General features: G+C 39.7%; 16 protein-coding genes. 8 read left to right on the top strand and 8 right to left on the bottom strand.

Going from position 1 to position 26,036, the window contains the following annotated elements; translation table 11 throughout:
- Nucleotides 1–39: 39 nt before the first annotated feature.
- The gene (gene metH, locus CYTFE_RS0115610) at nucleotides 40–3,777 is read right to left on the bottom strand and encodes a methionine synthase (protein ID WP_027472556.1); all 3,738 of its coding nucleotides are present in this window, start codon (nucleotides 3,775–3,777) and stop codon (nucleotides 40–42) included.
- 290 nt (nucleotides 3,778–4,067) lie between these two features.
- Here metH and CYTFE_RS26800 point away from each other — a divergent pair, with 290 nt between their 5' ends.
- The 5 genes from CYTFE_RS26800 to CYTFE_RS0115585 all read left to right on the top strand — a co-directional run bounded on the left by CYTFE_RS26800 (nucleotide 4,068) and on the right by CYTFE_RS0115585 (nucleotide 13,357).
- Nucleotides 4,068–6,005: a bacteriohemerythrin gene (locus CYTFE_RS26800; RefSeq protein WP_044213570.1), complete on the top strand. Its 1,938-nt coding sequence runs from the start codon at nucleotides 4,068–4,070 to the stop codon at nucleotides 6,003–6,005.
- A gap of 250 nt (nucleotides 6,006–6,255) precedes the next feature.
- Entirely contained in the window at nucleotides 6,256–7,719 is a 1,464-nt protein-coding gene (locus tag CYTFE_RS0115600) for an SGNH/GDSL hydrolase family protein (protein ID WP_044213571.1), read from the top strand.
- 15 nt (nucleotides 7,720–7,734) lie between these two features.
- Nucleotides 7,735–9,243: an MBOAT family O-acyltransferase gene (locus CYTFE_RS0115595; protein WP_027472554.1), complete on the top strand. Its 1,509-nt coding sequence runs from the start codon at nucleotides 7,735–7,737 to the stop codon at nucleotides 9,241–9,243.
- A gap of 169 nt (nucleotides 9,244–9,412) precedes the next feature.
- A complete protein-coding gene (locus CYTFE_RS0115590) occupies nucleotides 9,413–12,439 on the top strand; it encodes a ligand-binding sensor domain-containing protein (RefSeq protein WP_027472553.1) in 3,027 nt (1,008 codons plus the stop codon).
- 213 nt (nucleotides 12,440–12,652) lie between these two features.
- Nucleotides 12,653–13,357 carry a zinc metallopeptidase gene (locus CYTFE_RS0115585; RefSeq protein ID WP_027472552.1) on the top strand — a complete coding sequence of 235 codons (705 nt, stop codon included), beginning with the start codon at nucleotides 12,653–12,655 and terminating at the stop codon, nucleotides 13,355–13,357.
- 160 nt (nucleotides 13,358–13,517) lie between these two features.
- Here CYTFE_RS0115585 and CYTFE_RS0115580 read toward each other — a convergent pair whose 3' ends face one another.
- From CYTFE_RS0115580 to CYTFE_RS0115565, 4 genes are all read right to left on the bottom strand, one after another.
- Nucleotides 13,518–13,718, bottom strand: a complete 201-nt coding sequence (locus tag CYTFE_RS0115580; protein WP_027472551.1) for a hypothetical protein — start codon at nucleotides 13,716–13,718, stop codon at nucleotides 13,518–13,520.
- A gap of 570 nt (nucleotides 13,719–14,288) precedes the next feature.
- Nucleotides 14,289–15,578 (bottom strand): nucleotide sugar dehydrogenase, encoded by a 1,290-nt coding sequence (locus CYTFE_RS0115575; RefSeq protein ID WP_027472550.1) that lies wholly within the window; start codon nucleotides 15,576–15,578, stop codon nucleotides 14,289–14,291.
- A 140-nt stretch (nucleotides 15,579–15,718) separates the two neighbouring features.
- A complete protein-coding gene (locus tag CYTFE_RS0115570) occupies nucleotides 15,719–17,386 on the bottom strand; it encodes a hypothetical protein (protein WP_081736010.1) in 1,668 nt (555 codons plus the stop codon).
- A complete protein-coding gene (locus CYTFE_RS0115565; RefSeq protein WP_027472548.1) occupies nucleotides 17,383–18,330 on the bottom strand; it encodes a glycosyltransferase in 948 nt (315 codons plus the stop codon). The genes CYTFE_RS0115570 and CYTFE_RS0115565 overlap by 4 nt, the downstream gene beginning before the upstream one ends.
- 326 nt (nucleotides 18,331–18,656) lie before the next feature.
- Here CYTFE_RS0115565 and CYTFE_RS0115560 point away from each other — a divergent pair, with 326 nt between their 5' ends.
- Nucleotides 18,657–19,664 (top strand): DUF4097 family beta strand repeat-containing protein, encoded by a 1,008-nt coding sequence (locus CYTFE_RS0115560; protein WP_161636286.1) that lies wholly within the window; start codon nucleotides 18,657–18,659, stop codon nucleotides 19,662–19,664.
- Between the two features lie 144 nt (nucleotides 19,665–19,808).
- Here CYTFE_RS0115560 and CYTFE_RS0115555 read toward each other — a convergent pair whose 3' ends face one another.
- Both CYTFE_RS0115555 and CYTFE_RS0115550 read right to left on the bottom strand, forming a co-directional pair.
- Nucleotides 19,809–20,702: a cupin domain-containing protein gene (locus CYTFE_RS0115555; protein ID WP_052343229.1), complete on the bottom strand. Its 894-nt coding sequence runs from the start codon at nucleotides 20,700–20,702 to the stop codon at nucleotides 19,809–19,811.
- 254 nt (nucleotides 20,703–20,956) lie between these two features.
- Nucleotides 20,957–23,908: a PEP/pyruvate-binding domain-containing protein gene (locus CYTFE_RS0115550; RefSeq protein WP_044262843.1), complete on the bottom strand. Its 2,952-nt coding sequence runs from the start codon at nucleotides 23,906–23,908 to the stop codon at nucleotides 20,957–20,959.
- A gap of 124 nt (nucleotides 23,909–24,032) precedes the next feature.
- On the opposite strand from CYTFE_RS0115550, the gene CYTFE_RS26795 reads away from it, so the two are divergent.
- On the top strand, nucleotides 24,033–24,446 hold the full coding sequence (locus tag CYTFE_RS26795; protein ID WP_052343228.1) for a thiol-disulfide oxidoreductase DCC family protein: 414 nt from the start codon (nucleotides 24,033–24,035) through the stop codon (nucleotides 24,444–24,446).
- Nucleotides 24,447–24,638: 192 nt separating this feature from the next.
- Here the strand turns inward: CYTFE_RS26795 and CYTFE_RS0115540 are convergent, their stop codons facing one another.
- Nucleotides 24,639–25,424: a PhzF family phenazine biosynthesis protein gene (locus CYTFE_RS0115540; protein WP_027472544.1), complete on the bottom strand. Its 786-nt coding sequence runs from the start codon at nucleotides 25,422–25,424 to the stop codon at nucleotides 24,639–24,641.
- A 390-nt stretch (nucleotides 25,425–25,814) separates the two neighbouring features.
- On the opposite strand from CYTFE_RS0115540, the gene CYTFE_RS0115535 reads away from it, so the two are divergent.
- Entirely contained in the window at nucleotides 25,815–26,006 is a 192-nt protein-coding gene (locus CYTFE_RS0115535; RefSeq protein WP_044213578.1) for a hypothetical protein, read from the top strand.
- Nucleotides 26,007–26,036 lie beyond the last annotated feature (30 nt).

Below are 26,036 nucleotides of genomic sequence, written 5' to 3'. Positions count from 1 at the left end.
ACGAAGATATACGTTGTTTATGAAGCAACGAATCCTGTTTTATCTATAACTTAAATTGATGGGAATCCATTTTTCCATTTCGTCAGTAGAGATTCCTTTGCGTTGGGCTAAATCTTCCACTTGATCTTTGCCTATTTTACCAATACCAAAGTACATGGCTTTGGGGTGTGCAAAATACAATCCGCTAACGGATGCATTGGGGTACATACTGAAATGTTCGGTGAGAGTGATGCCCACATTTTTTTCCACTTCCATTAGGTCAAATAGTGATCTTTTTTCGCTATGATCCGGACAGGCAGGGTATCCCAATGCCGGACGGATGCCTCTGTAACGTTCACGAATGAAGTTGTCAGTATTAAAATCCTCGTCAGGGGCATAGCCCCAGAACTCTTTGCGAACCCGAAAATGCAGTAGCTCAGCAAAGGCTTCAGCTAACCTGTCGGCCAGTGATTTTAACATGATAGCACTAAAATCATCGTGGTCGTCCATATACGCTTTTTCCCACTTTTCAATACCGATGCCTGAAGTCACGGCAAAGCCTCCAATATAATCTTTTACACCCGAAGAAACAGGTGCAATGAAGTCGGATAATGCATGAAAGGTTTCTTTACCGGGTTTGTCTTGTTGTTCTCGTATTTGATGAAACCTGGTTTTTTCTATCGTACGACTTTCGTCTGTGTAAACGATCACATCATCTCCTTCACTGTTTGCCGGGAATAATCCAAATACAGCTTTAGGGGTTAACATTTTATCACGCTCAATTTTATCGAGCATAGCTTGTGCATCTCTCCAGAGTTTCAGGGCTTCTTTGGCTTTGGCCAGGGCGTTTTCTGTTTTATATTTTTTGAGCCATTCGGTTTCCTGTTGAGCTGTTGTTACTGTCTCTATCCCATCGTAGTTACCTGTAAGGTTCCAGGCCTGATAAAAGAAGGTCCAATCAATAAACTTTCTAATCTCAGCAATGGAATAGTCGTCAAATACCTGAATACCCATGGTGTTGGGAGTGCATATTTGATCCTGACTCCAATCTATTTTAAAGCCTTTTTCTCGGGCTTTACTTATGGGAGCAATGACCACAGGTCTTTTGTTGGCATTGCGTTCGCGTAGGGCAGCATACTCTTCTTTTGTTTTGTTTACAAATGCCGCTTTGCCTGTTTTAGAAAGCAATGCACTCACTACCTGTGCACTTTTAGAGGCATCTTTCACATGAATGACCGGCTCAGTGTACTGTGGCTCAATTTTTACGGCCGTATGTACTTTTGAGGTGGTTGCACCTCCTACCATAAGTGGTACTTCAAAGTTTCGGTTTTTCATCTCTTTGGCTACATTCACCATCTCTTCCAAGGAGGGTGTTATCAGTCCGCTTAAGCCAATGATATCAACTTTTTGGTCAATGGCTTCTTGAAGTATCTTTTCGGTAGGAACCATCACGCCCAAGTCAATTACCTCGTAATTGTTGCAGCCTAAGATTACACCGACAATGTTCTTTCCAATATCATGAACATCACCCTTAACTGTCGCCATAAGTATTTTTCCATTACTGGACGAGGCTCCTGTTGATGCTTTTTCTTTTTCGATGATGGGCTGTAAAATGGCTACTGCTTTTTTCATCACCCGTGCCGTTTTTACCACCTGGGGTAAAAACATCTTTCCATCACCAAAGAGGTCGCCCACCACATTCATGCCATCCATGAGAGGTTGTTCAATGATATCCAGTGCTGTAGGGTATTTTTCCAGTGCTTCTTGAATGTCAACTTCTAAAAAGTCACTGATTCCCTTAACCAGACAATGGCTTAGGCGTTCCTCCAGATTACCCTCTCGCCAAGCAGCTTGCTTAACTTCACCCTCTTCTGGGGTGATGTTTTTGATGGTTTCGGCATAGTCAACCAAGCGGTCGGTGGCATCTGGTCGTTTGTTAAAAACCACGTCTTCAACATAACCCAATAGTTCTTTGGGTATCTCGTCATATACCTGAAGCATTGCGGGGTTTACAATGCCCATGTCTAAGCCTTCTTTAATGGCGTAATATAGAAATACAGAGTGAATAGCCTCGCGTACCACATTGTTGCCTCGGAAGGAGAATGATAGGTTGCTGATGCCACCACTAATGTGTGCGTGGGGCAGATTCTTCTTTATCCATCGGCATGTATCAATAAAGTCAACGGCATAGTTGTTATGTTCCTCAATACCGGTTGCAATGGCCAATACATTGGGGTCGAAGATGATGTCCTGTGGAGGGAAGTTAACCTTTTCTGTAAGAAGTTTATAGGCTCGTGAGCAAATTTCTTTACGACGCTCTAAGCTGTCGGCCTGTCCTTTCTCATCAAAGGCCATCACCACTACTGCAGCACCGTAGCGTTTGAGGGTTGTTGCTTGTTGTAAAAAGATCTCTTCACCTTCTTTCAGACTGATACTGTTGACTACAGATTTGCCCTGAAGACATTTTAAGCCAGCTTCTATGACTTCAAACTTGGAGGAGTCGACCATGATAGGTACCCGTGATACATCAGGATCAGACATGAGCATGTTCAGGAAAGTGACCATCTCCTCTTTGGCATCTAACATGGCATCGTCCATGTTAACATCTACAATCTGTGCTCCGTTTTCAACCTGGTGGCGCGCTATGTCAACAGCCTCTTCGTATTTTTTTTCTTTGATGAGGCGAAGGAACTTACGTGATCCAGCCACGTTACATCGTTCTCCTATGTTTATAAAGTTAGTATCTGAACGCATTTGTAAGGACTCTAGTCCACTTAGATGCGTGATTTCAGGAGGCTTAACTTTTTGGTGTGTGTGGTATTTTTCTGCTGCTTTGGCTAAGGCTGCAATATGTTCGGGCGTGGTGCCGCAACATCCTCCAAGTATATTTACTTTGCCCGCTTCAAGCCACTTGCTGATAAGCGCCGACATTTGTTCGGGCGTTTGGTCATATTCGCCAAATTGGTTTGGTAAACCGGCATTGGGATGGGTGCTGATATAAAAAGGCGCTTTCTCCGATAATTCGGTCACATAGGGTTCTAATTCCTTGGCTCCTAAAGAACAGTTTAAGCCAATGCTGAGGATATCCATGTGCGAAACAGAGTCAATAAAGGCCTGCAGCGTTTGTCCCGACAGCGTTCTTCCACTGGCATCTGTGATTGTTCCAGAAACCATCACAGGTAATTTCTTACCCATCTTGTCGAAAATTTCATCAATGGCCAATAGGGCTGCCTTGGCATTGAGGGTGTCAAAGACGGTTTCTATCATCAAAAGGTCAGCGCCTCCCCTGATGAGTGCCTCTACCTGTTCCAAGTAGGCTGCTTTTACTTCATCAAAGCTGGCGGCCCTGTATCCAGGGTTGTTTACGTCTGGCGAGAGCGATAGGGCCTTGTTTAGGGGGCCAATAGAACCACAAACAAAACGTGGTTTTTCCGGCGTTTTGAGGGTGTATGCATCTGCTGCTTCCCGGGCTATCTTGGCCGACTGATAGTTGATGTCCCAAACAGCTGCTTGCATATCGTAATCGGCTTGCGATATGGTGGTGGCATTAAATGTGTTGGTTTCAATGATGTCAGAACCCGCTTCCAGATATTTAGTATGAATCTCTTTAATCAGTTGTGGCTGGGTAATGGAAAGAATATCGTTATTTCCTTTGATGGGCATGTGATGATTCTTGAACCGCTCGCCCCTATAATCTTCCTCTTCCAGTTTATAAGTTTGAATCAAACTTCCCATTGCACCATCCAATATCAGAATTCGCTCCTGTATTGCTTTATATAACTTTGTTGTTCTGTCCATATGTTTATCTGCTTAGAGATATTAACTGCTTCACTTAATATTTGTTCGTTGCACAAAAATATGACTTCTGTCATTAGTAAACGAAAAACAAGGCGGAAAAATAGTAAATAATCGTGTTTTTATTAAAAAGGGATGGGTGCATGTGTTGAAAAATCGGTCAATCAATAATTTAGTTTGATTCTAAAGTGTGCTTTTTTTCTTCGAAAACGTATCCAATTTGTTTTTTGGCAGTAAAACGGAGACTCCATGTCTAACCTTTACCATGCAAACATTAACAAAAAGAAAGATTGATGAAATTTCAGCATGTTAGCATCCAAAAAAAAATCATGTATGGTTTAGGCATGATTCTGGTCATATGTATGATTGCTTTTGTAACGACCATCTTGTCAGTAGCCCGCTTAAGTGAAAATGTCACTAAAAACTTCAAAGACAAAGATTTAAAAGAGAATTTGACACATGCCTACCTCGATCACATGATTTGGGTGAATAAGGTAAATGAGATTTTTACAGACTCTACTGTGGATCATATCCAGGTACAGATAGATGCGCATCAATGTGCGTTTGGACAATGGTATGATGGGAATAAAGAGATGATTGCATATGCATATCCTGAAATAGCGCCTCTGCTGGAAGGCGTTGAGAAACCGCACCAAGCATTGCATAGGTCCGTCATGACCCTTAACAATATATTGGAAGAGAATGCCGAGGATAAGTTCATCCGTTTGCAATATGCTTATGAAAATGAGACGGCGCGCGCAATAGATGAGGTGACGGATAATTTTGATGTGATTCTTCAAAAGGTGGATGCGGTAAGTATTAGTAATCAGGAAGTGTTGAAAATCGGAAAACAGATAGACCTAACCTTAATGATTACCACCATCATATTGCTTTTGGTTATTGTAGGTATTATTTACTGGGTTGTTCAAACCATCAGCAAACCTATCAAAAGCCTGCTTCCTTATTTTTTGAATATTTCAAATGGTATTTTAGGTCAGAAATCATCCATTAAAGGTAGAGATGAAATAGGTCAATTGGGAATGGCTTTTAATCGCATGAATGAGAAATTGAATCATATTGTTGATGAGATTAATAATAGCGCCGAGCAGATTGTAACCGGAAGTACTGAGATCAGTGCCGCTTCTCAAACACTTTCCTTGGGAGCTGCTGATCAAGTGCAAAGTGCCGAAAATATTTCTTCTGCCATTGAGGAAATGACCGCAAGTATTGGAGTGGCAAAAGACAATGCTGATCAAACCATGTCTCGTTTTGTTCAGGCCGAAAAGGAGATGGAACAAATGCATTCGGCCAGTATTGATAGTGAAGAAGCCATTGAGTTGATCCATGAAAAGATTAATATTATTAATGCGATTGCCCAACAAACCAATATCTTGGCCTTGAATGCTGCCGTGGAGGCAGCCAGAGCCGGAGAGCATGGTAAAGGCTTTGCTGTGGTGGCTTCAGAGGTTCGTAAACTGGCCGAAAATAGTAAAAAAGCAGCTGTGGAGATGAATGTACTGTCGCAAAAAACATTGGATGTGACACATTACTCGCGTGCGATTTCAGAGAAGCTTTCTGTTAGTTTTCAGAAATGTGTTGATTTGGTAAATGGCGTAGGAACAGCTTTGAGAGAACTGAATAGTGGCGCCCGACTAATTAACGATGCTACTACTCAAATGAATATAATTACCCAGCGCACTTCTGCATCCTCTGAAGAGCTGGCTGCGTCCTCGGAGGAATTTACCAGTCAGGCTGAGGCTCTAAAAGAAACCATCTCCTTTTTTAGTAACGGACAAGCGGATGGACAAGGGGATGTAATACGTGAGGAACTTATTGCATGGGGACCACAATTTTATATTGGATTAAAAACCATAGATGAGCAGCATAAGGTGCTTGTTGATTTAATTAACCTTACTTATAGCTATTTTGGTAAAGGAAGTAGTAAGGCTAAGTATAAAAAGGTATTTAAAGAATTGCTGGATTATACCGTGTACCATTTTGGAGTGGAAGAAAAATATTTTGAAGCGTTTGGCTACGAGTATAGTGATGCACACAAAGCAAATCATGAAGAGTTTATTGAGAAGATAAGAAATTTTAAAAATGAGTTTGAAGCAGGAGATGCTACCGTTTCTTTTGAAATCATCGAATACCTGAAAAACTGGCTGTTGGAGCATATTTTGGAGAAAGATAAAAAGTATGTGGCCTTTCTGAAGAAAAATGGCGTGCAGTAGTTGAGAGATTGTGTAAGGGAAAGGGATTGTTGTGTGGGTTGGGTATTTGCGTATTTTACTAAATTTTATATGTATGAAAGATAATGATACTTTTGTGTATCTTAATTCGTGGTGTAACGTATTTGTTCCATAGGATTAATATATTTGTTTTTGATAAATGACAGAGTGAATGCTCAAATGTGTTGTTTGCCTATGAGAAATGTAATTTAATGCATATATGATAAAACCACCTAAAATATTTTTATACTATATGCTTGTTCTGATGCTGTTTGGAGCTCTAGCCTATTTTATACCTGATGAAGGCATTGGTTTGGGGAATACAGGGTATCGGATACGTTGGTTTTCTGTAAAACATATATTAGACGGTTGTAAATCAGGAGAACCTATGGTGCAAGCCAGATCTGGTATTAATGATTCTCTTGCCATGGGCAGTGTTGTAGCACAGGACAGTGCTTTGTATACGAAAATAGACTCCCTAAGTGCTGATTCAATAGGTGTAGTCGCTTCTTTAAAAGAGGATTCTATTGTTCAAAAACTTAAAATGCAATATCCGTCTTCGTTTAAAAGGATGTTGTATTCTTTTTATCGGAAAATAGAATCGGCACAGGAAGATAATAAAGTGATACGGATATTGCACATGGGCGATTCGCAGATTGAAGGGGATCGTATTACTAAATTTTTACGGGAGCGTTTTCAAACTAATTTTAAAGGCTCAGGCCCTGGTCTTATACCTTTATATGATCCGCAAAAACAGTTTTCTTCGGTATGGATTACCAACAAAGGCGCCTGGAGTCAGCATGAGGTGTATAAATATCCGCGTTTAATTAAGGGATATCAATATGGATTGATGGGAAAGGTGGTGAAAATTGATTCCATGAGGAAATCCAGGGTTCTGGTGAGTAGGTCCTATATGGCTCAGCCCAAGGCTTCCAAGTTTTATAAGTCGCGCTTGTTATTGAAAAACATAGAAAAACCATTTGTGGTAAAGGCTTATTGGGGAGATGACTTGATAAGTTCCGATTCCTTGGAGACAGACGATAATATTACGGAGGTCAGTTGGACCTTTGCGCGTGCTCCTCGTAAATTTGCGCTGGACTTCGAGTGTGAGCAAAGCCCTTTGTTTCTAGGTATGAGTCTGGATAGTTTGTGTGGAGTGGCCGTGGATAATATCTCCATGCGAGGACAGTCTTCTCCCAGACTTGATAAAACAGATACTTTGCTGTATAAATCGATGGCTGAATATATGGATATTGGTCTGGTTATTTTGCAATACGGTACCAATATGGTACCTACTATTACTGAGAATTATGGTTTTTATAGCTTAACATTTTACCGTCAACTGGAGATACTCAAAAAGACGATGCCCGGGGTGCCTGTTTTAGTTGTTGGAGTTGGTGATGTGGGTAGGTTGAAAGGCGGTAAGGCGCAGGCTTATTCGCATATATTTAAGATTAAAGAAGCGCAAAAACAAGCTGCGTTTAAGGCCGGATGCGCTTTTTTTGACCTTTTTGAAGCCATGGGCGGGGAAGGATCCATATTAAAATGGGTGACTGGTCATCCTAAATTGGCCATGTCTGATTATACACACTTCAACAGGGCGGGCGGTAAAAAAGTGGCAGCTTGGTTGTATAAAGCCATCATGAGTGACTATGGTGATTATGTAAAAAATGAACATTTTGTAGAAGAAAAACAAACGATTTTAAGTTCAAATTAACATACGAATAGAAGTTTGGAAAATATTATTGGAATATTAAAATATGACCCTCAGTCAAGTTTTGTTTTTACGCATTATTTGTTTTGGGTGTTCTTTGGCGTCGTATTGTTGGGTAATGCACTCTTGTTCAATCGCAGTGTTTTACGCAATGCATTTCTTTTTGTGGCCAGTATCTTTTTTTACTACAAAGCCGGAGGGTATTACTTTTTTTTATTGTTGTTCTCAACCATTGTTGATTATTGTATCGGGCTGGGGATTGGTAGTTCAAAGAAACAAAGGGTGCGGAAGTTTTTGTTGGTACTGAGCCTGGTAGTCAATCTTAGTGTGTTGGCATATTTTAAATATGCATATTTTTTTGCAGAGCTTTTATTTCAGCTTTTTGGACTAAAGGTGAATGTGGTCAATTATTTCTCGCTAATTACCAATGCTTTTTTTAAAACCGGACTGGCGACGAGTCATATATTGCTTCCAGTGGGTATTTCTTTTTTTACTTTTCAAACCATTAGTTATTCGGTGGATGTTTATAGGAATAGAATAAAGCCGGTAAGAAATATGTTGGATTTTGGTTTTTATGTGTCTTTTTTTCCCCAACTGGTGGCTGGACCCATTGTTAGAGCTTGGGAGTTTATACCGCAATTGCATCAAAAGTATGTGCTGTCCGAAAAGAGATTCTGGTGGGCTGTGTGGTTAATATTGGGCGGTCTGTTCAAAAAAATGGTTATTTCTGATCATCTGTCTGTCAACTTGGTAGATCGTGTTTTTGATGCCCCCATGATGTATAGCGGTGTAGAGCTTCTTATGGGTGCCTATGCTTATACCTTACAAATATATTGTGATTTTTCAGGATATACCGATATTGCCATTGGTGTGGCTCTTATATTGGGATTTAAATTACCCAATAATTTTAACCTTCCTTATGTGGCTACATCTGTTACCGATTTTTGGAGGAGATGGCATATCTCCTTGTCGTCGTGGCTGCGTGATTATTTGTATATACCATTGGGCGGAAATAGACACGGAACCATTCGTAGAGGATTAAACCTGATGATTACGATGCTCCTGGGAGGACTCTGGCATGGTGCCGGATGGTTGTTTGTTATTTGGGGCGCCTTGCATGGATTGGCCCTGTTGATTGAAAAAATGATGTTGGGGGTTTTTAAAAAAGTAAACTTTAAAATGCCCAAATTTATAGCTTTTTTACTTACTTTTCATTTCATAGTTTTTACATGGGTCGTATTTCGATCGCCCGATATGGAGACTTTGCGATTGTTTCTTATGCGCCTGACCTCTGCCTTTTTAATCTATAATCCCAGTGAATTATTTCATGCATATGCAAGTGTTTTGTTTGTGATCTTTTTGGGGTATATGCTTCACTGGTTACCTTCGGAATTGGAACGATTAATAAAATACAACCTTATTAGGGCAAATGTTGTTATAAAGATGATTGTTGTCGTTGTTTTTTCAGTAATTATTTACCAATTTAGCTTAATGGATATAAAACCATTTATATATTTCAGGTTTTAATCTTTTTCATTGTCTTTTTTTTGTAGCTTTTTGATGCATTCCTAATCATTAGATGATTTTGGGTGATAGGGGTGTTTAGTGATTTATTAAAAGGGAATATTTTGTATTTGTGCTGTAGATCAGTGCTGTGCGAGTATAGTGCTTGGTGGTTTATGAATGAGTGAGGTATATGAAGTTAAAGTTTGTACATATTGTTTTTGTTGTTTTTTTGTTGCCTTGTGTTCTCAATGGGCAGCATCATTTTTTTCGTCAATATTCCTTGGAGGAGGGGCTCCCTCAATCCGAGGTGAATGATATTGCTGAGGATCAGTTTGGCTATTTGTGGTTGGGCACCAATGGTGGAGGCCTATGTCGTTTTAATGGTATGCACTTTGATGTGCTGACCAAAAAGGATGGGTTACTTGAAGATCTTGTGATGGGTTTGTACTCCGACAATAATTATGATTTGTGGATTGGCTCACCTAAGGGTGTGATAAAATATAATGGAAAAGATTTTAAATACTACCTGAAATCGGATACGGCTATCTTTCAGGATCGTATGCAATTTATGGAGATGATGGATGGCTCGGTATGGTTGATGGCACGCAGTGTGAGTGGAGAAAAGGTTATTTATCGTTTTAGAGAGGGTGAAGTGACTGATTTTACGCGTGAAAATAAAGCTTTTTTTAAAGATAAAACGATCTTTTATATGTCGAAATCGGGTCCAAAGAAAATGATGATAGCCACTGATAAAGGAGTTTGTGAGATTGAAAATAATCAGGTGACATTATCGCATATGCAAGAGACATACGGCCTGGAGGACAAGATATTAATTCCCTTGTTGCAGGATAAATATAGAAATCAATGGGTTCTTGCTTTTGGGAAGGGTGATGGCACGCAAAATTTGTTGGTGCTGGGATTGAATGGCGATGTTAAAGATATTGACTGGCCCAAGGAAATACCATTGGATAGGGTTTTTAGGGCCTATGAGGACAGAGATGGAGGCGTTTGGGTGGCGGTTTCTTCGGGAGGAATAGTGTGGTTTCATGACGATAAAATTAAGTTGTTTAATAATAGCAATGGACTAAAAACATCATTGGTAACTTCTTTGGGCGAAGATAGAGAGGGGAATATGTGGTTCGGAACCAGTGGATCTGGAGTCTTCAAATATGGTGGTGATAAATTTGTTTCTTTTAATGAAGAGAGCGGATTGGGTGGGAATATTGTTAGGAGTATATTTCAGGATAGCGAAGGTAAAGTTTACCTGGGCGACGACAATAATACTATTTCGGTGTTTGATGGTGAAAAAGTTGAATTGTTGCAGGCGTCGGCGGATGCTAAGATGGCACAAGCACGCAGTATGTTAGAGCTTAAGAATGGAAATGTACTTGTTGCAACCGTTGGGGGTTTGTATGAATATGATCATAAGCGTTTTATTTCTGTTGGAGAAAAGTATGGACTGGATCCGCAAACGCCTGTTGTGGATATGATACAGCAGGGTGATACCATCTGGATGGGTATATATGGTAAGGGTTTGTTTAAATATGTGCCAGGGCAGCTAAGCCACTGGTTTACTCCTGCTAACTCGGGCTTGGTGTCTCCCTTTATCACCAACTTATTTGTCGATTCCAAACAGAATATATGGATTTCAACTACCAAAGGCGTTTTTAAATACGATCATATACACTTCGTTCATTTTTCTGATGTGAACCAATTGAATTCTTCTTGGGTGTTACAAACGGCAGAGGATAAGGTAGGTAATATATGGTTTGCTACATTTACGGGTGGGTTGAATAGGTATGATGGTCAAAGGTTTACATATTTTGATTCTTCTACCGGTGTTAGGTCTGACAATGTTTATTCTGTGATTGCCGATGCCGAAGGGAATATTTGGGCAGGAACCCAAAATGGGGTGGATAAGTTAACTTTGGATCAAACAGGAGAATTGGTGTCGATACAAAACTATGATAAGGATGATGGATTTATAGGGGTTGAGAATAATGGCGGGTGTAACTTGTTGGATAGAGATGGGAAGTTGTGGTTCGGAACCATTAAAGGAGCTATGGTATATAACCCCGATGCTGAACGTCCTAATTACCTGGAACCTCCCATTTACCTGCGTGATATATTGCTTAATTTTCAGAAGCCTAATTGGGATTCGGATTCTATACAGGCTGAATATGACTCCATTAGTGCTTGGTTTTCTTTGCCGCAAAATTTGAGCTTGCCCTACAATAGAAGTCATCTGGCCTTTGTTTTTGATGGCTTGAGTTATGCCGTACCGGAGAAAATAAAGTATAAATGGAAGCTGGAACCCCTTGAGGAGGAATGGTCGCCCGTTAATGATTTTAATATGGCTTTTTATCCTGGCTTAAGTCCTGGTAAGTATACCTTTAAGGTGTTGGCATGTAATAATGATGGGGTTTGGAATGAAGAAGGTGCATCTTATTCTTTTGAAATAAGACCCGCTTGGTATCAGTATGCACTTGTTAGAATGTTGGCCATTATATTACTGATGGGATTGGTGTTTTGGCCGGTGAGAGTGTGGATGAGTAAGGAGAAGAGCCTGAAGGATGAGCTGGAGAAAAAACTGAGTAAGCATAAACGTAAAATTCAACAGCAACAAACCGAAATTCAACAGCAGACAGAGATTCTGGATGTACAAAAGAAACAGTTGGCGTATCAGGCTAAGTCGTTGATGGATAGTAGTAAGGATATTGAGGTGTTAAGTGAGGTGGCTCACTTGCTTAGGTTTAAGTCATCGCTGGATCAGATCGCAGAGTTGTTGTATCAATCTGTGTCTAAGGTGATGTGTACGGATGTGTTTTCCATTGGAGTATTCAATGCTCGTGAAAAATCTATCGATTTTGCGCATGTTTACCTCTTGGGCGAACGGCAACCTTTTGTCAGGTATCTGATAGAGGATAAAGGGCGATTGGCTGTGTATTCTTTTTCTCATGATTTGGATATCTTTATGCGTGATTTTCATAAGGAGCATACCTTGTATTTGTCTGAGGTACGACCCGTTGCCAATGGAGAGGAGACGGAGTCGTTGATCTATATTCCGCTAAGGATCTATACTGAGGTGATCGGTGTTATTTCTGTTCAAAGCTTACAGAAAGATGCTTATTCGCCATATCATTTTCATTTTATGAAAAATGTTGGAGTCTACGCTTCGATGGCCATCGGTAATGCACTGCAATTTGCTAAGGAATAAAAGGCTGATGCTTGAGGCTCTTTTATAGGTATTGTGGTTGTTATCAGAAGTCTTGGGGTGAGGAGCTAAATGTCATGGGTGGCAGTGTTCGCTGCGAAAGTGGCAGAGGATTCTGCCTTCTTAACTGATTAGTCTTTACTTGTCATTGTAATTTAGGAGTGGCAAAGTTTTTGATTGTGAAATGCTAGTGTGTTATAAAAAAACGAGAGAATTATGTATGATCCATTTTTATTATTGATTTTTGGAGCTTTCTTCCTGTTGAGCTGGATAGTAAGCTCGAGATTGAAATCGAAGTTTAAAAAGTATGCAAAAATTCCTATGTCGTATGGAATGACCGGAAGAGACGTTGCTGAGAAAATGTTAAAGGATAATGGTATTTACGATGTAAAAGTGGTGTCTGTTCCTGGTAAGCTGACGGATCATTATAATCCGGCCAATAGAACGGTTAATCTGAGTCCGGAAGTGTATTCAGGACAGGGGGTTTCTTCTGCTGCTGTGGCGGCGCATGAATGTGGTCATGCAGTGCAACATGCACAAGGTTATGCACCTCTTGAGATGCGTTCTGCATTGGTGCCCATACAGAATATTAGCGGAAGCGTACTGAATATTATTTTTATGGTAATGATATTTGGTGCTTTTTTACTTCCGGGACTATTGCCTTACAAGTTGGCATTGCAGATTATTATTATGTGTTATTCGGTATTTACTTTGTTTGCCTTTGTTACTCTACCCGTTGAAATTAATGCAACACAACGGGCATTGACTTGGTTAGATAGCAGTGGGGTAGCTACCGGTGCTGTGCATGATAAAGCCAAAGATGCTTTAAAATGGGCAGCTTATACTTATGTGGTGGCTGCTTTGTCATCCTTGGTTACCTTATTGTATTACGTGTTGAGGTACGTAGGCATGGATGATTAGGAGTATAAAAAAGAATTTATTCGACCTCTTTATCAGTAATGGTGAAGAGGTTTTTTTGTGCAGTGATCACGTATAGGCATAAAAAAACTTCCCGTCATTTGTAGTGAGGGAAGTCTAAAGGTGAAATTTAGGGTTGAATGAATGACCCGGGCTTGGTTGATTAAAATACGTTAACTTGGTTATTGGATGCATAATAAAGTTTACCTTGGTTAATCATTGAAGTTACATAATTCAGCCCCTTGGTCTGAGATATTCTTAAAGTCTTGAATATTTCACCAATGTGAACAGGTTGTTTTTCGCTAACAAAGGAAATGATTTTCTCTTCCAAGTTTGTTTCAGTTCTCGCTTTTTCTTTGATCATAATGTTAAAAATTTTAATGATTAGTAATTCTTTTTGTTTTTCTCGTTCTATCTGTTATAAATATATCAATAATGTGTCCAAAAACCACATTTTTGCTGAAAAAAAATCTGTGTTTTTAAACATTTTAAATTCTTCTTGTCCTAGATAGTGTTAATGGTAAAGATATGAAATGATATGTCTAAGTGCTTGTAAATTTGAGGAATGTGCTATGTGTTGTGATGAGTGTAAGTGGTCTTAAATAATGGTTATTTTTACTTTAATTAATAGTGATCGGTAGCGGAGTGTTCTTTATGTATAAAATACACATATTGTAGAAAAAATGGGGCAGAATGTAGAATAATCTACATAAATGTAGAATTTTATGCGGCGATGACTATGTTAACCTGTTTTTTTAATGTGGGGTCATTCAAATGTAGAACTATTACTGTAGGATGATCTTCGTTAAATGTTATTTTGGAGAGTCAATGCAGGTCTTAAGCAAGTATTATACCGAATTAGCAAGGGCTGACCCGGTATAAACTGTATACGCTTTTTGAAGAGCTGGAAAGCTGTTGTGCTTCTATTGTTTTATTAGAGGCTCCAGTATTCCAGTTCGTTTATTTTTCCGCGGAATACGCCCTTGATGTCCACAAAGACCGCATCTTTTTTGGTGATCTTTTTAAAGTATGATTCGTCCAGTTTTAGATATTCTTTGTGGTTAACGGCCAATATGACTGCTTCATACTTGTCGCATATTTCCGGGATTAATTCATAGCCATATTCTTCAAGTAGTTCCTGGGAATTGGCATAGGGATCGACCACGTCTACATGGGCACTGAATGAAACCAGCTCGTTGTATACATCAGCTACTTTGGAATTGCGGATGTCACTTACATTTTCTTTGAAGGTAGCACCCATGATTAATATCTTGGCTCCATTAACGTTGTGCCCTTTTCTGATGAGTTTTTTGATGGTGGTTTCTGCCACATAGCTACCCATAGAATCATTAATCACCCTTCCGCTATCAATAATCTTAGAGTGGTATCCTAAGGCATTGGCTTTATAAGTCAGGTAATAGGGGTCCACACCAATACAATGGCCACCAACGAGCCCAGGGAAGAATTTTAAGAAGTTCCACTTGGTGCCTGCCGCCTCCAATACTTCGTAGGTGTTGATATTCATGCGGTCAAAAATCAACGAGAGCTCGTTCATCAGTGCAATGTTTACATCGCGCTGTGTGTTTTCTATAATTTTTGCTGCTTCCGCTACTTTTATAGAGCTGGCCTTGTGTATGCCTGCTTTAATTATAGATTCGTATACCTTGGCTATGGTGTCGAGTGATTCGGAATCGCTGCCGGAAACTATTTTAAGAATCTTGGTTAAGGTGTGTTCCTTGTCGCCGGGATTAATCCTCTCTGGAGAGTAACCTACTTTAAAGTCGATACCGAATTTAAGACCTGACTCTTGTTCCAGGATGGGTACGCAGTCTTCTTCAGTGCAACCGGGATAAACGGTGGATTCAAAAACAACGATATCTCCTTTTTTTAATGCTTTCCCAACAGTGCGTGTAGCACTGAGTAGTGGGTTCAGATTGGGTAGGTTGTGTTCGTTAATTGGTGTAGGGACAGCCACTACGTGAAAAGTAGCTTTTCTTACATCCTCAATATGATTTGTGAATTCAATATCGCAACCATCAAAATCTGTTTTGTTTAATTCCTTGCTGGGGTCGATGCCTTGTTTCATCAAGTCAATTCTATCTTGTTTGATGTCGAACCCGATGACCTTCATTTTCTTTGAAAACTCCAGTGCGATGGGTAAGCCCACATACCCTAATCCTATGACTGATAGTTTAGTTTCTTTGGCTAATAGTTTATCTAACATGTTATAACGTTTTGCGTAATTTTGTCTTAATTTCCAATTAATATCTTAGCTATGCTAACAGTTTTTGAATACCATACGTTTTTCTTTGACTGAGTATTGAAAACAGAGGATGTATCAAAAACGGATTAAGTAGATATTCCTTAGAATCCAAAGTTAAGTCCGAATATAATCATCTTATTATCATTTAAGTATGGCAAGGGGGTGTATGTCTCCATATCTTCCCCTGAAATATGATAGCTTTCTATTTCAGCATAAAGATAAGCATCGTTTATTATTTGGTACAATGCCTTTAGTTTTACTGCGTTTTTTTTATATCGTACAGTTTCCATAAAAGAATAGCCTGTTCGGCCGTCTCCCCACAGGTTCTCTATGGCTCCGCTTTCTTCTAATATTTTTTGGTTGTCTTTGCCTTTTCTGCTATGTGTATACGATAGCTGAATATCTAGGCCGCGGATGGGTTTATATCTGGCTGCTAGAAATACTTCATCTGCGTTGTCTTTAAGGTAATGACCTAGGGTGTAATGGTTGCTTTCGTATGTCAAAGAAGGAATGAAGTGCGTATAGGTGAAGGGGTTGGTTCGGGTATATTCAGCAGTGAGACTTATGTTAGGGAGTAGGTCTGTAACACGGGCTCCCAGTTTGATGCTGATAAAATTGGAGTGTTCGTCTTTGTTGAACATGTTTGATACGGAAATTTCATCAATAAAAATACTGGTGTATAGATGTGTGTTTTTTATTTGCCTGCTGCTAATGTCGAAAAACATTTGCGTATTGTGCCCCGCGCTGTTTTTTGATCCATTGTAACTGTGATCGGCTGATTTATAGAATAAAATGGGTATCAAATAGGTGGCATTAACATTGCCGTCGCTGTAAATAATACTGTTGCCGATTGAGAGATGTAATTTTTTCCAGGGTTGAATGGTGATGAGGTTGGCTGCGATAAATTTGTTGGCGTATACACGACGTGTATCGTTTAACAGACTATAGGAGGCAGCACTGTCTACCACCTCTGATGCCAGCCAGCCGTGCAAGTAATTGATTTCAAGCCATTGGGTTGGTTTTAAGTGAAGCTTAAGATGGGCAAAGCTGGGCGTGTGTCCCGAGAAAATATTAGATCCATTGTAATTATTCCCCCAGATAAAATGATCTTTAACAATGCCTATGCTCCCGGTGTTCCAGCTATATACTAGTCCGCCCCGAGCCTCACTGTAGTCTTTCTTGTCGGCCCCTAATTTATAGACTGCGCCCGGGTGTTGCGTCAGGTTGGTGGGTGATCCAATGGCCTCGCTCTCGTAGTTATCACGCAGACTGCCATAAAAAGAAAGCTTAGAGCCCATATATCCGAAGAACTGTGCGCCGTTCCACCTGTGCTGTTCAAAGCCGTTTGCGTTGGAATAGCCACGGCCACCAAAGATGGCGTTGACGGATAATTTAAAGGTGGAATCGCTATGGTAAAAGACGTCGAAGCGCTTATTGAAATCTTTATTAGGTATTAATTCTTTATTAAAGTCTTTTAAGTAAAATTTTATCTCTTGTCTTTGTCGGGGCGTTAGGAGCTGGGACTTTTTTGCTTCTGACAGAAAAAGCGCGATTTGTTTTCGTGAATAGGGTTTTACAGCACTGTTAATGTGGATAATATCTTTGTTGGCTAGTTCGTCAATAAAATCATATACTACCTCGTTGTCTATATGATATGGAGCGTCTTGCGCCTTTAGCGAAGAAAGAAAAAAAAAGCTAAAGGCGTAAGAAATAAGAATGACAGAGGTGTATTTTAACGGGTTTTTTGTATGGCTTACGTTTGCTCTCATTTTTTTGTATGTTCTTTTAAAACATTTTTGTATACCTCTAAAAGACGTTCCGAAATAAATTCTACGTCCATGTGTTTTACTTTGTCTCTGCCATTGGTTCTTTTGCCATAGAGCAGCGCTGTGTCAATAGCATTGGCAATTTCTTCCGGATCACTTTCCACAATGAAGCAGCCATCTACTTCTTTGGTGATGTCAGCTACATCTCCCACATCGGTTGAAACAATGGGTAGTGAGCAAGCCATGGCTTCTTTGATTACATTGGGAGATCCTTCCCAGCGTGATGTTAACAATAACACATCGGCAGCATAGTAATAGGAAGGGACCTTGTCTATCTCTACATTGTTGACAATGGTTAATTCAACGTCTTCTGTCTCTATAAAAGAGAAGGACTCTCTGGCAAGCGCAAAGTTTTTTTCCTTTCGTTGGGGGTCGGATACCCATAAAACATGTGCCGAAGAACTAAATCCTGCTTGTCGGCGCGCTATCTCCCTGTCAATGGGTTTGAATCGTTTAAAGTTAATGCCATTGGGGATGATTTTTGCATCTTTTATTTTTAGATTGTTAAACATCTTTTGAGATTTAACAATTGTGCAATCCCAAAATAGGCGTGCAAATAACCGCGTTAACCTGGATGCCATTCTTTCAAGCCTGTAGTCGGAGCCCATCAATGAAACGATCAGTGGCCTGATTCCGGCAAAGGATGCGGTGAATCCTGAGTAACCAAATTGAGCATGTATTAAATCGTAATTACCTTCCTTGGCAAATTTGCGTAGTTTACCTATGTGCGACACGTAATTCCACATGCCTACCCCCGGAATATCATAGTATTCAACGGTAGCACCTGTTTTTGCTATCGATTTGCCCTGTGTGGTAACCAAATGCGTTCGGGCCGATATTCCCTGACTACTGTATACGTATAGAATCTTTAGCTTGCTGAAATCCACTTTTTGATAATTAGATAATTGTAAAAATAACTAATTTACTTATAAAACAAGGGTTTGTTGTTGATTTGAGCAAATTAGTACCTTTATTTTATATGAAGGTATGTTTTTAATCAAAAAAATGGCATTTTTTGTGCTCAACATCTAAGCTATTCATAAAATATCTATTATGAATAGCTATAGCTTTGATAAAAAGCAAATGCAACTTTTCGACAATTCATGAATAAATCAGGCTAAAATACAAATAAAGTAAAAGTTGAAACTAAAAAAAACTCATCACGTACCATTTTGTAAATAAAGCTAGAATTATTAAACTATACATGGTATTTATGAGAAAACTTGCAATGGGATTGCTGGGCATTTTGCTTTGCGTCAATGGTTATTCACAAGAAAAAGCTATTGAAAAACAAAAGGTGTTCAAAGGGCTTGATAGAGTTGAAGTGAATGCAGATTTTTGTTCTTTAGTCCTTCGTGGACATAGTTCTGAAGAGGTTATTTTTCAAGGGGTGATTGAGTCACAGGAGAATTTAAATGCTTATGGTTTTGAAATCAATGAACAGGATGGAATTTTACGTGTCGTGGTCATGAAACCAGATGAATGGAAATCGCATTGGGGTGAGGTGATTTTAACCTTGCCAGCAGGTGTGGCTGTTGAGGCTGAAACTCAGTCGGGTAAGGTAGAGGTGACTGCATTGAAGGATTGTGATCTAAAGGTCGTTTCTAAATCGGGACATGTTTCTTTGAATGCATGTGAAGGGAATATAAGCGTCGTATCTCCAGCGGGTGATTTTAAGGTAGCGCAATTTATTGGTGATTTGCAGGCTAAAACAAAGACTGGTTCGGTGGATGTTAAGGGAGTAAATGGCAAATGTGATATAGCTTGTGCAAAAGGATCTATTCGGGTTAAAGATGTGCAAGGTAAATTATCTGTTGAAGGTGGTACCGGTAGCCTGGAGGTGGAAAATGTTGAGGGTGATGTTGCTTTGAAGTCTACCAGTGGCGATACTAGTTTGTCTGTTGCCAAGGGTAATATGGTGTTGAAGTCCTTTGATGGGGATGTGAAATTGTTTAATATCAATGGTGTGTTTGAGGTGCAGTCTTCAACAGGAAACATAACAGGAACACGGGTGGTGTTTACTGCTTCTTCGTCTTTTAGCTCAACGGAGGGAAATATCAAGGTTCAAATGAATGAGAAAGAGGACTTAGCTTTTCTTTTAAAATCGAGTAATTCATACTTGAGAGCCATGGGTAAATCAAAAAAGAAATCACTAAAGGTTGGTAAGGGTAGTATTGTTATAACAGGAAACAGTACTACGGGTAGCCAGTCTTATTATTAAAAAAAGCGGACGGACTGCTAATGTGTAAAGGACACAAGGAGTAAGCTGCGGCTTACCCCTTGTGTCCTTTATTGTTTGTGCAGGATGACTGGTAATTGCGATGCGGGCTTTTTAACATGGCTTTTTTCTATACGGGTATTTGTTTTATTGTGCATCTTCGTCTTGTGGATAATCATTGTTATCGGTATTCGAGGGTTTGTGTGTTTTTAACCATTCTTGCCCCTCTTTTGTTAAGAAAAAATCCATCCACAAGTAATACATCCTTTTATTTTCGTCTACACTAACCCAATGGCTTGAGCCAATGGGAATATGCAATAGTTCGTATTGCTTAAATGTTGTTGAAGCGCTGTCTGCGTGTACAACGACTTCGTTGTCAGTGAGTCCTAAAAAAAGTTGATCCAACATGGGATGCTTATGGGCACCTACCTCGTCAGGCCCCATTGCTTCTACCGTTCCCAGGGAGACGCGGGGGATGATGTCAGCCGGAAGTACTGTTCTGCTGGTAGTGTTGGGACTCTTGATCTTTTCGGTATAAGGTTCGCAATCGGCAAAGCGAGTGAAAAATAAATCGTATTTATTCTCTTCGGGGAAATTATTTAGGTCTTCAATGTCTTGTGTCGAAAGTAGTTTGGTGAATTGTAAAAAGTGAAGGGGTTCGCCTTCGGGTACTTCAATATGTATGCGCCTTGTGCTGCCCATCGGTATTGCAATGGATTCGGGTTCGATATTATATTTTAGGGTGTCCGACTGTAGCGAACCATATCCGCGAATAAATATAAACATATCGATATAACCTTCGGTTAATGTGATGGTGTGTTTGCTGGAGCCTACAAAGGCATGGTGGTGGATCTTTGTGTCGGCAATTTCTCCGGAGAGTAATTCTTCACTAAAGCTCTGCATCTGTGCAGGGACTTCCATCTGAAGAGGCTGCACTACGATTTCAGGTGACTTAGACTTGGTGGAGCAGGATATCATTATAATGGCCACTGCAAAGTAAAAACAAATCCTTTTCTTTTGTGATATCTTTAATACATTCATGATTTGGACAGTTTAATTTTTATTCATAAATATTTTCATTGTATAATGATCTTCATCTTGTGAACCCTTTACTTCTTATTCTTTATTGGCTGTTTCGCTTATGCAGCCTTTGTGTGTTGTGGGCCCATGAGCCAGTCAGAACCTTTGATGAGTGCTTCCTTGTAAATTGGTCGCCCAATCATTGGCAGACTAAAATGCAATATACTTTTTATTTTAGATGATTAAAAATTATGGTCCTAGAATTTAAAGGAGGGTTATTTTCTAATAACCACTGCTTTCTGTTGTTTTCCGTCCATGAGTATTTGTAATTCATGTTCAAATTCCACATGTGTAAAATACACTGTTTGGTGAATAACTTTCTGTTCTTTAAGGACATCAAAATTGACGTATTCATCTGTTTTGTTATGGTGTACCGAAAAATATCCAACATTCATGGAGGTCACATTATGAAAGAAGTGAGACCCCAGAGAGGCGTCCAAAGGAAAGTCTGCCAGTCCCATTTCAACAATTACTTTGGCGTAGGAAATTTGTGACCATAGCACTGGAATACCTGTGAATTTGTCGCGGGTTCCCCATCGTCCGGGACCTATTAGCAAGTATTCTTTTCCGGATTTTTCCATTTCTTTATTGAGTACGGCTATTTCTTTGGCCATCTCGTCGGTTTTGGTTCGCTTAAACATTTCTGGCTTCATAAAAATAACATCTTTGATGTATTCTATTTTGCCATTACCCATTCCCTTTTTTGAAGCAAGAATAGTTCTAGATTCATCCACTTGGTCAAAGTTTATTTTTGTGTTGTTTTCTATTCTTATGAGTGGTTTTATTTGGAGCAAATAAAATGCGGGTTTTTTATCGGCACTTAAATCCAAGGCAAATTCAATTTCCACCGGGGCTCCCATTGCCTCTTTAAAATACTTTAATAGTAGATCTAAGCACTTGGCGAGCGGTATATAATCATACTTGAGTATATTGGCAAAGTTGATGATGCGGGGTCCTTTTTTGTGGAGGTTATGAATGATTCTGTCGTTGTTGTAATCATATACAGAGGCGCACAGTCTAAGGTTGCCATCTTCTTCAGCTTCTTTAATGGAAAGTCTTTGTACAAAAGAGTGTTCTTGGTATTGTAGTAAGTCATTTTCTTCTGTGTTTAAATTCAGGGCGTAGAAGTGTGTTTGTGAATCTTTTATTTGATCATGAATGGCGTTGAGTTCCAGGTTGGGGTATTTGGGACAAAAGCGCCATGCTTTTTCGCCTCCAACAACATATTTGCCTAAGCCTACTCCCAGTACAGCAAAGCCATCCTCGGGTTTCATATAGGCAAAGGGGTAATAATTGTAACTTTGAGCTATTCCGCTGATATGTGGATAAAAACGGTTGTGTGCCTTTTCTCCTACTACCTTTTGAATGATGATAGCCATTTTTTCTTCTTCAATCTTATAATTGACTGCCTCGAAATAGGCCCTGGCTGAAGGACTGAACATGGATGCGTATACCAGTTTGATGGCAGTCTCTAATTGCTGGTAGCGCACTTCTGTGTCGGGGTGGTTATTGGGTAGCATAAAAGTTTCGTACACGCCTGCAAATGGTTGTAATAGAGAGTCTTCGAAAAGACCTGAGGAGCGAACTGCCAGTGGTTCGGTCATTACTTCAACATATTTGTGTAACTGATTTTTTATCCGCTCCGAAAAGGTGGCTTTTAGAAAGAGCGCACGTGCACTGTCGTATTTTTGTTGTACGTAAATCTTATGGTAAAGCTGGTTGGTTTGGATGAAATTGGTAAATTCATCGGCACCAATAATGGCGGTTGGTGGGATGTGAATTGCCAAGTCAGGAAAGAGTTTTTTAAAGTCGATGTTTTCAACAAAATGACTTAAAAAGGCCAGTCCACGTCCTTTGCCCCCAAAGCTTCCTTCTCCAATGCGAATAATATACCGGTCGCTGTTAACGAGTGAGGAATCAAATAGTACAACGCGTCCGCGTAACCTTTCTATGCGTACTTGCTCAAATACGTTTAAAATGGCTTGACGTAATTTGTTGGAGCTATCGAAGTCTTCAATGCTGTATGGTCGTAGTCTTTGTGCCATATTGACTTCTCCGCGAGCCATTAGCCAGGTGCTGATGCCATTTCTTCGGGCATGGTATAAGAGCGATTCTGCGGAGACCTGCTGTATGCAACGCATGAATTCTTTCAGGTTATGGGCCACGGATATTTGTATGCCTCTTGAATTTTTAAAAACGAAATTTCCAAAGCCAAGCTTGCGATGGATAAAGTCATAGATGTCTTGAGAAAGTGACTCTGAGTTTTTATCTATAAAGTCGGCTCCAATGTTTTGGGCTTTAAGTGCATTGGAAGGGTCGGAGGATTGTAATAGTGTGGGTAGGCTGGTAAGTGATTTTACATGTTTGATGAGTTCTACTCCCGCATTTTCATCATCTATGCCTTGGCGCTTGTATTTTACATCGGAGATCACACAGATGAGGTATTCTTTGTATTTTTCGATAATATCAATGGCGTCTTCATAATTACTTACCAATAGTATTTTCGGACGGGCACGCATTTTTAATATCTTATGTATTTGGTCATAGCCTTCCTCTGCCAATACTACCTGTGTCTGTTTCATGATAATGGAGTATAACAAAGGAAGGTAGCGTGTGTAATATTTTTGTGAATCTTCAACTAGCAGAATGACCCTTACATGACCTATTCTGGTGTCGTTGGCTACGTTCATTTTATCTTCCACATATTTGATCATGGCCAGAAATACCTTTGAGTCACCATTCCAAACAAAGACTTTGTCTATGTATTCAACATTGGGGCCTGCTTCGTCAAAGAAACGGAGGTCGCTATTGTTGTTAACCATAGCCAGTAAAGGCATAAGAGGCGCTTTTTGTTTGATGATTTTGCTGGTGCTAATGGGTGTCTTTTTATCCAGTCCCACCATTAGAATAACCATGTCGAAGTGACGCTTGTCTATTAGTTCCAGTGCTTCTGTGGCATTGGAAGCGGATGTTACTCGCGGAGCGGTGTATAGGTTTAACTGCAAAAATTCCCCATAGATACGGTCAAAAAAGCGTCCTTCGCGCACAATTGAATAAGCATCGTAATGGTTAGCGATGAGCAGGACCTCTTTAACCTTGAACTCCATTAATTCTGCAAAAATATCCTGGTCGTTTTTCTTTCGTTTGTATATATCGCTTAATTCCATGTGGGTATTGTTTTTTATTGTCACCTGTATTTTGTGAGCCTAAGGTACTAAAATAGGTAGATCATACTATGATCAATGTTAGTCGGAAAATAACATTTTGCATGGTGTGTTGTTAAGTGATTGTATGATGGAGCAAAAGAGAAGTGATATGGATCATCCTATTTTATTTTATGACGGAGATTGTGGTCTTTGTAATTTTGCTGTGCGCTTTATTCTTACCTATGAAAAGGAGGCCATTGTTAGGTTTGCTGCTTTGCAATCGGATGTGGCAAGCAGAATGTTGCCCCTTGAATGGCGGAAGAATCTGGATGCCGTTATTTTAAGGAAAAACGGACGGCTCTATGTAAAAAGCAATGCCTTGATTCAAATAGCTACTTATCTTAAATTCCCGTTGTGCCTATTGCGCCTATTAAGATGTATTCCCAGACCGGTGCGCGACTGGTTGTATGATAGGGTGGCTAAAAACAGACAGCGTCTTTTAAAAGCATATTGTTTAAGGGTGGATGAGATAACAGCTCGCCGGTTTATGAATCATTAAGTAGTGTCAACGTGAGGTCTTATTTATACGCCTGCTCTTGATTATTTTATCACATCTTACGAGGTAGGGTAGAGCGATAAACTGAAGGCTTGGGAATATATTTCAGCGATGAAACAAGCCATAAAATTATTGTTCTTACACGAGTAGATGATCCCGTCCGGCGAGTTTTATGAAATTGTAAATCCAGGCAAATTAAATGAATAACTCGCCCTTAAAGTATGTTTGACAAGTGCCTCCAATGAATACCCGGTCTCCTTTTAGTTCACAGGTTAAATTCCCACCTCTTTTGCTGAGTTGGGCAGCCGTTAATTTGTTCTTTTTTAGTCTGTCAGCCCAAAACGGGGTGAGTGTCGTGTGAGCAGAGCCGGTAACAGGATCTTCATTGATTCCGGTTTGAGGACCAAAGAAACGGGAGACGAAATCAGTGTTTTCTCCTGGGGCAGTGATGATTAATCCCCTGCAGTTCAATTGGCGGATGAGGGCAAGGTTCGGAAGGTATTCTTCTATGTCCTTTTGCTTATCCAGAACAAACATCAAATCTGTTTTTCCTTTGTACACCTCTTTTACCACATGTTGGGCGTCCAGCTTCATTAGTTCAGGTAATTCCTTTATCGCTTGGATGGTGTCCGCCGGAAAATCCAAGGTGAGGTTTTCAAAGTTGTTATAAACTTTTAAAGTACCGCTTTTGCTTTGAAAAAAAACTTGGTCTCCTTCAAAATCTTCATGGGTAAATAGTATGTGTGCGGCCGCCAGGGTGGCATGACCACATAAATCGACTTCGGTGGTTGGGGTAAACCATCTTATGTGCAGTTGATCAGCTATCGGAGCGATAAAAGCGGTTTCAGAAAGGTTGTTCTCTTGTGCGATTTTCAGCATCAGATCCTCGTCAAGCCATTTTTTGAGTTTGACAATCGCGGCTGGATTTCCTTTAAAAAGCTCGTTGGTAAAGGCATCTACATGATAAATATGGGTACGCATAAGCTTTGGTTTTTTGCCTGAATTACAGAATAATATATTTTTTAGCTGTGGGTGATTAGTGATAATTGTAAAAAAAAACTATTTGTAATGATAGGCTATTTATATCTGTAATATACAATAAAATAAGAAAATTACAAGGGTAAAAAGTCAATTTAGTGATGCTATAAGGGGGAGTTTTTTTGCCTGGAAGATGTAGTTTGGCATGTTTTATGGTTGAATGCATTGAACCATTTTAAGCTAAATCGTTCAATTTTTTTAATAGACCTTTCTGATGTTTGTTTCGGATGAAAACATCCATAACATTATAACATTCAAATATAAATTATTTAACGTTGTATGTTGATCTTTCTACCCCGGAAGAGTCAGGCAGTTTTACCAAAAATATTTATCATGTTAGAGCATCAAAAAAAAGTGTTGTTAGGGGTGGCAAATAACCCCAGACGTTTTAGAAAAGAGATTGTTAAGTCACTTGTGTGGCTGAGTGATGAGGAAAGTGAAGCGTTGTATTATTGGGTAAAGAAGGAGTTTGGATCGAACTATTCACAAATATTGAGTGAGGTGTTTTTGGGGATGTCAGTCTAGTGTTGGGTAATTAAAAAAACAATTTAAAAG

This window comes from Saccharicrinis fermentans DSM 9555 = JCM 21142, from assembly GCF_000517085.1.
Classification (GTDB): Bacteria; Bacteroidota; Bacteroidia; order Bacteroidales; family Marinilabiliaceae; genus Saccharicrinis; species Saccharicrinis fermentans.
The sequence above is the reverse complement of the archived record's forward strand: the minus strand, read 5'-3'. Positions and strand labels throughout refer to the sequence as shown.

Bases quoted from the DNA above. Each gene is read 5' to 3' on its own strand.
- CYTFE_RS0115575 (WP_027472550.1), bottom strand. From the start codon at position 15,578: ATGTTAGATAAACTATTAGCCAAAGAAACTAAACTATCAGTCATAGGA.
- CYTFE_RS0115555 (WP_052343229.1), bottom strand. From the start codon at position 20,702: ATGAATGTATTAAAGATATCACAAAAGAAAAGGATTTGTTTTTACTTT.
- metH (WP_027472556.1), bottom strand. From the start codon at position 3,777: ATGGACAGAACAACAAAGTTATATAAAGCAATACAGGAGCGAATTCTG.
- CYTFE_RS0115600 (WP_044213571.1), top strand. From the start codon at position 6,256: ATGCTTGTTCTGATGCTGTTTGGAGCTCTAGCCTATTTTATACCTGAT.
- CYTFE_RS0115570 (WP_081736010.1), bottom strand. From the start codon at position 17,386: ATGAGAGCAAACGTAAGCCATACAAAAAACCCGTTAAAATACACCTCT.
- CYTFE_RS0115550 (WP_044262843.1), bottom strand. From the start codon at position 23,908: ATGGAATTAAGCGATATATACAAACGAAAGAAAAACGACCAGGATATT.
- CYTFE_RS0115590 (WP_027472553.1), top strand. From the start codon at position 9,413: ATGAAGTTAAAGTTTGTACATATTGTTTTTGTTGTTTTTTTGTTGCCT.
- CYTFE_RS0115540 (WP_027472544.1), bottom strand. From the start codon at position 25,424: ATGCGTACCCATATTTATCATGTAGATGCCTTTACCAACGAGCTTTTT.
- CYTFE_RS0115560 (WP_161636286.1), top strand. From the start codon at position 18,657: ATGAGAAAACTTGCAATGGGATTGCTGGGCATTTTGCTTTGCGTCAAT.
- CYTFE_RS26795 (WP_052343228.1), top strand. From the start codon at position 24,033: ATGATGGAGCAAAAGAGAAGTGATATGGATCATCCTATTTTATTTTAT.
- CYTFE_RS26800 (WP_044213570.1), top strand. From the start codon at position 4,068: ATGAAATTTCAGCATGTTAGCATCCAAAAAAAAATCATGTATGGTTTA.
- CYTFE_RS0115580 (WP_027472551.1), bottom strand. From the start codon at position 13,718: ATGATCAAAGAAAAAGCGAGAACTGAAACAAACTTGGAAGAGAAAATC.
- CYTFE_RS0115535 (WP_044213578.1), top strand. From the start codon at position 25,815: ATGTTAGAGCATCAAAAAAAAGTGTTGTTAGGGGTGGCAAATAACCCC.
- CYTFE_RS0115585 (WP_027472552.1), top strand. From the start codon at position 12,653: ATGTATGATCCATTTTTATTATTGATTTTTGGAGCTTTCTTCCTGTTG.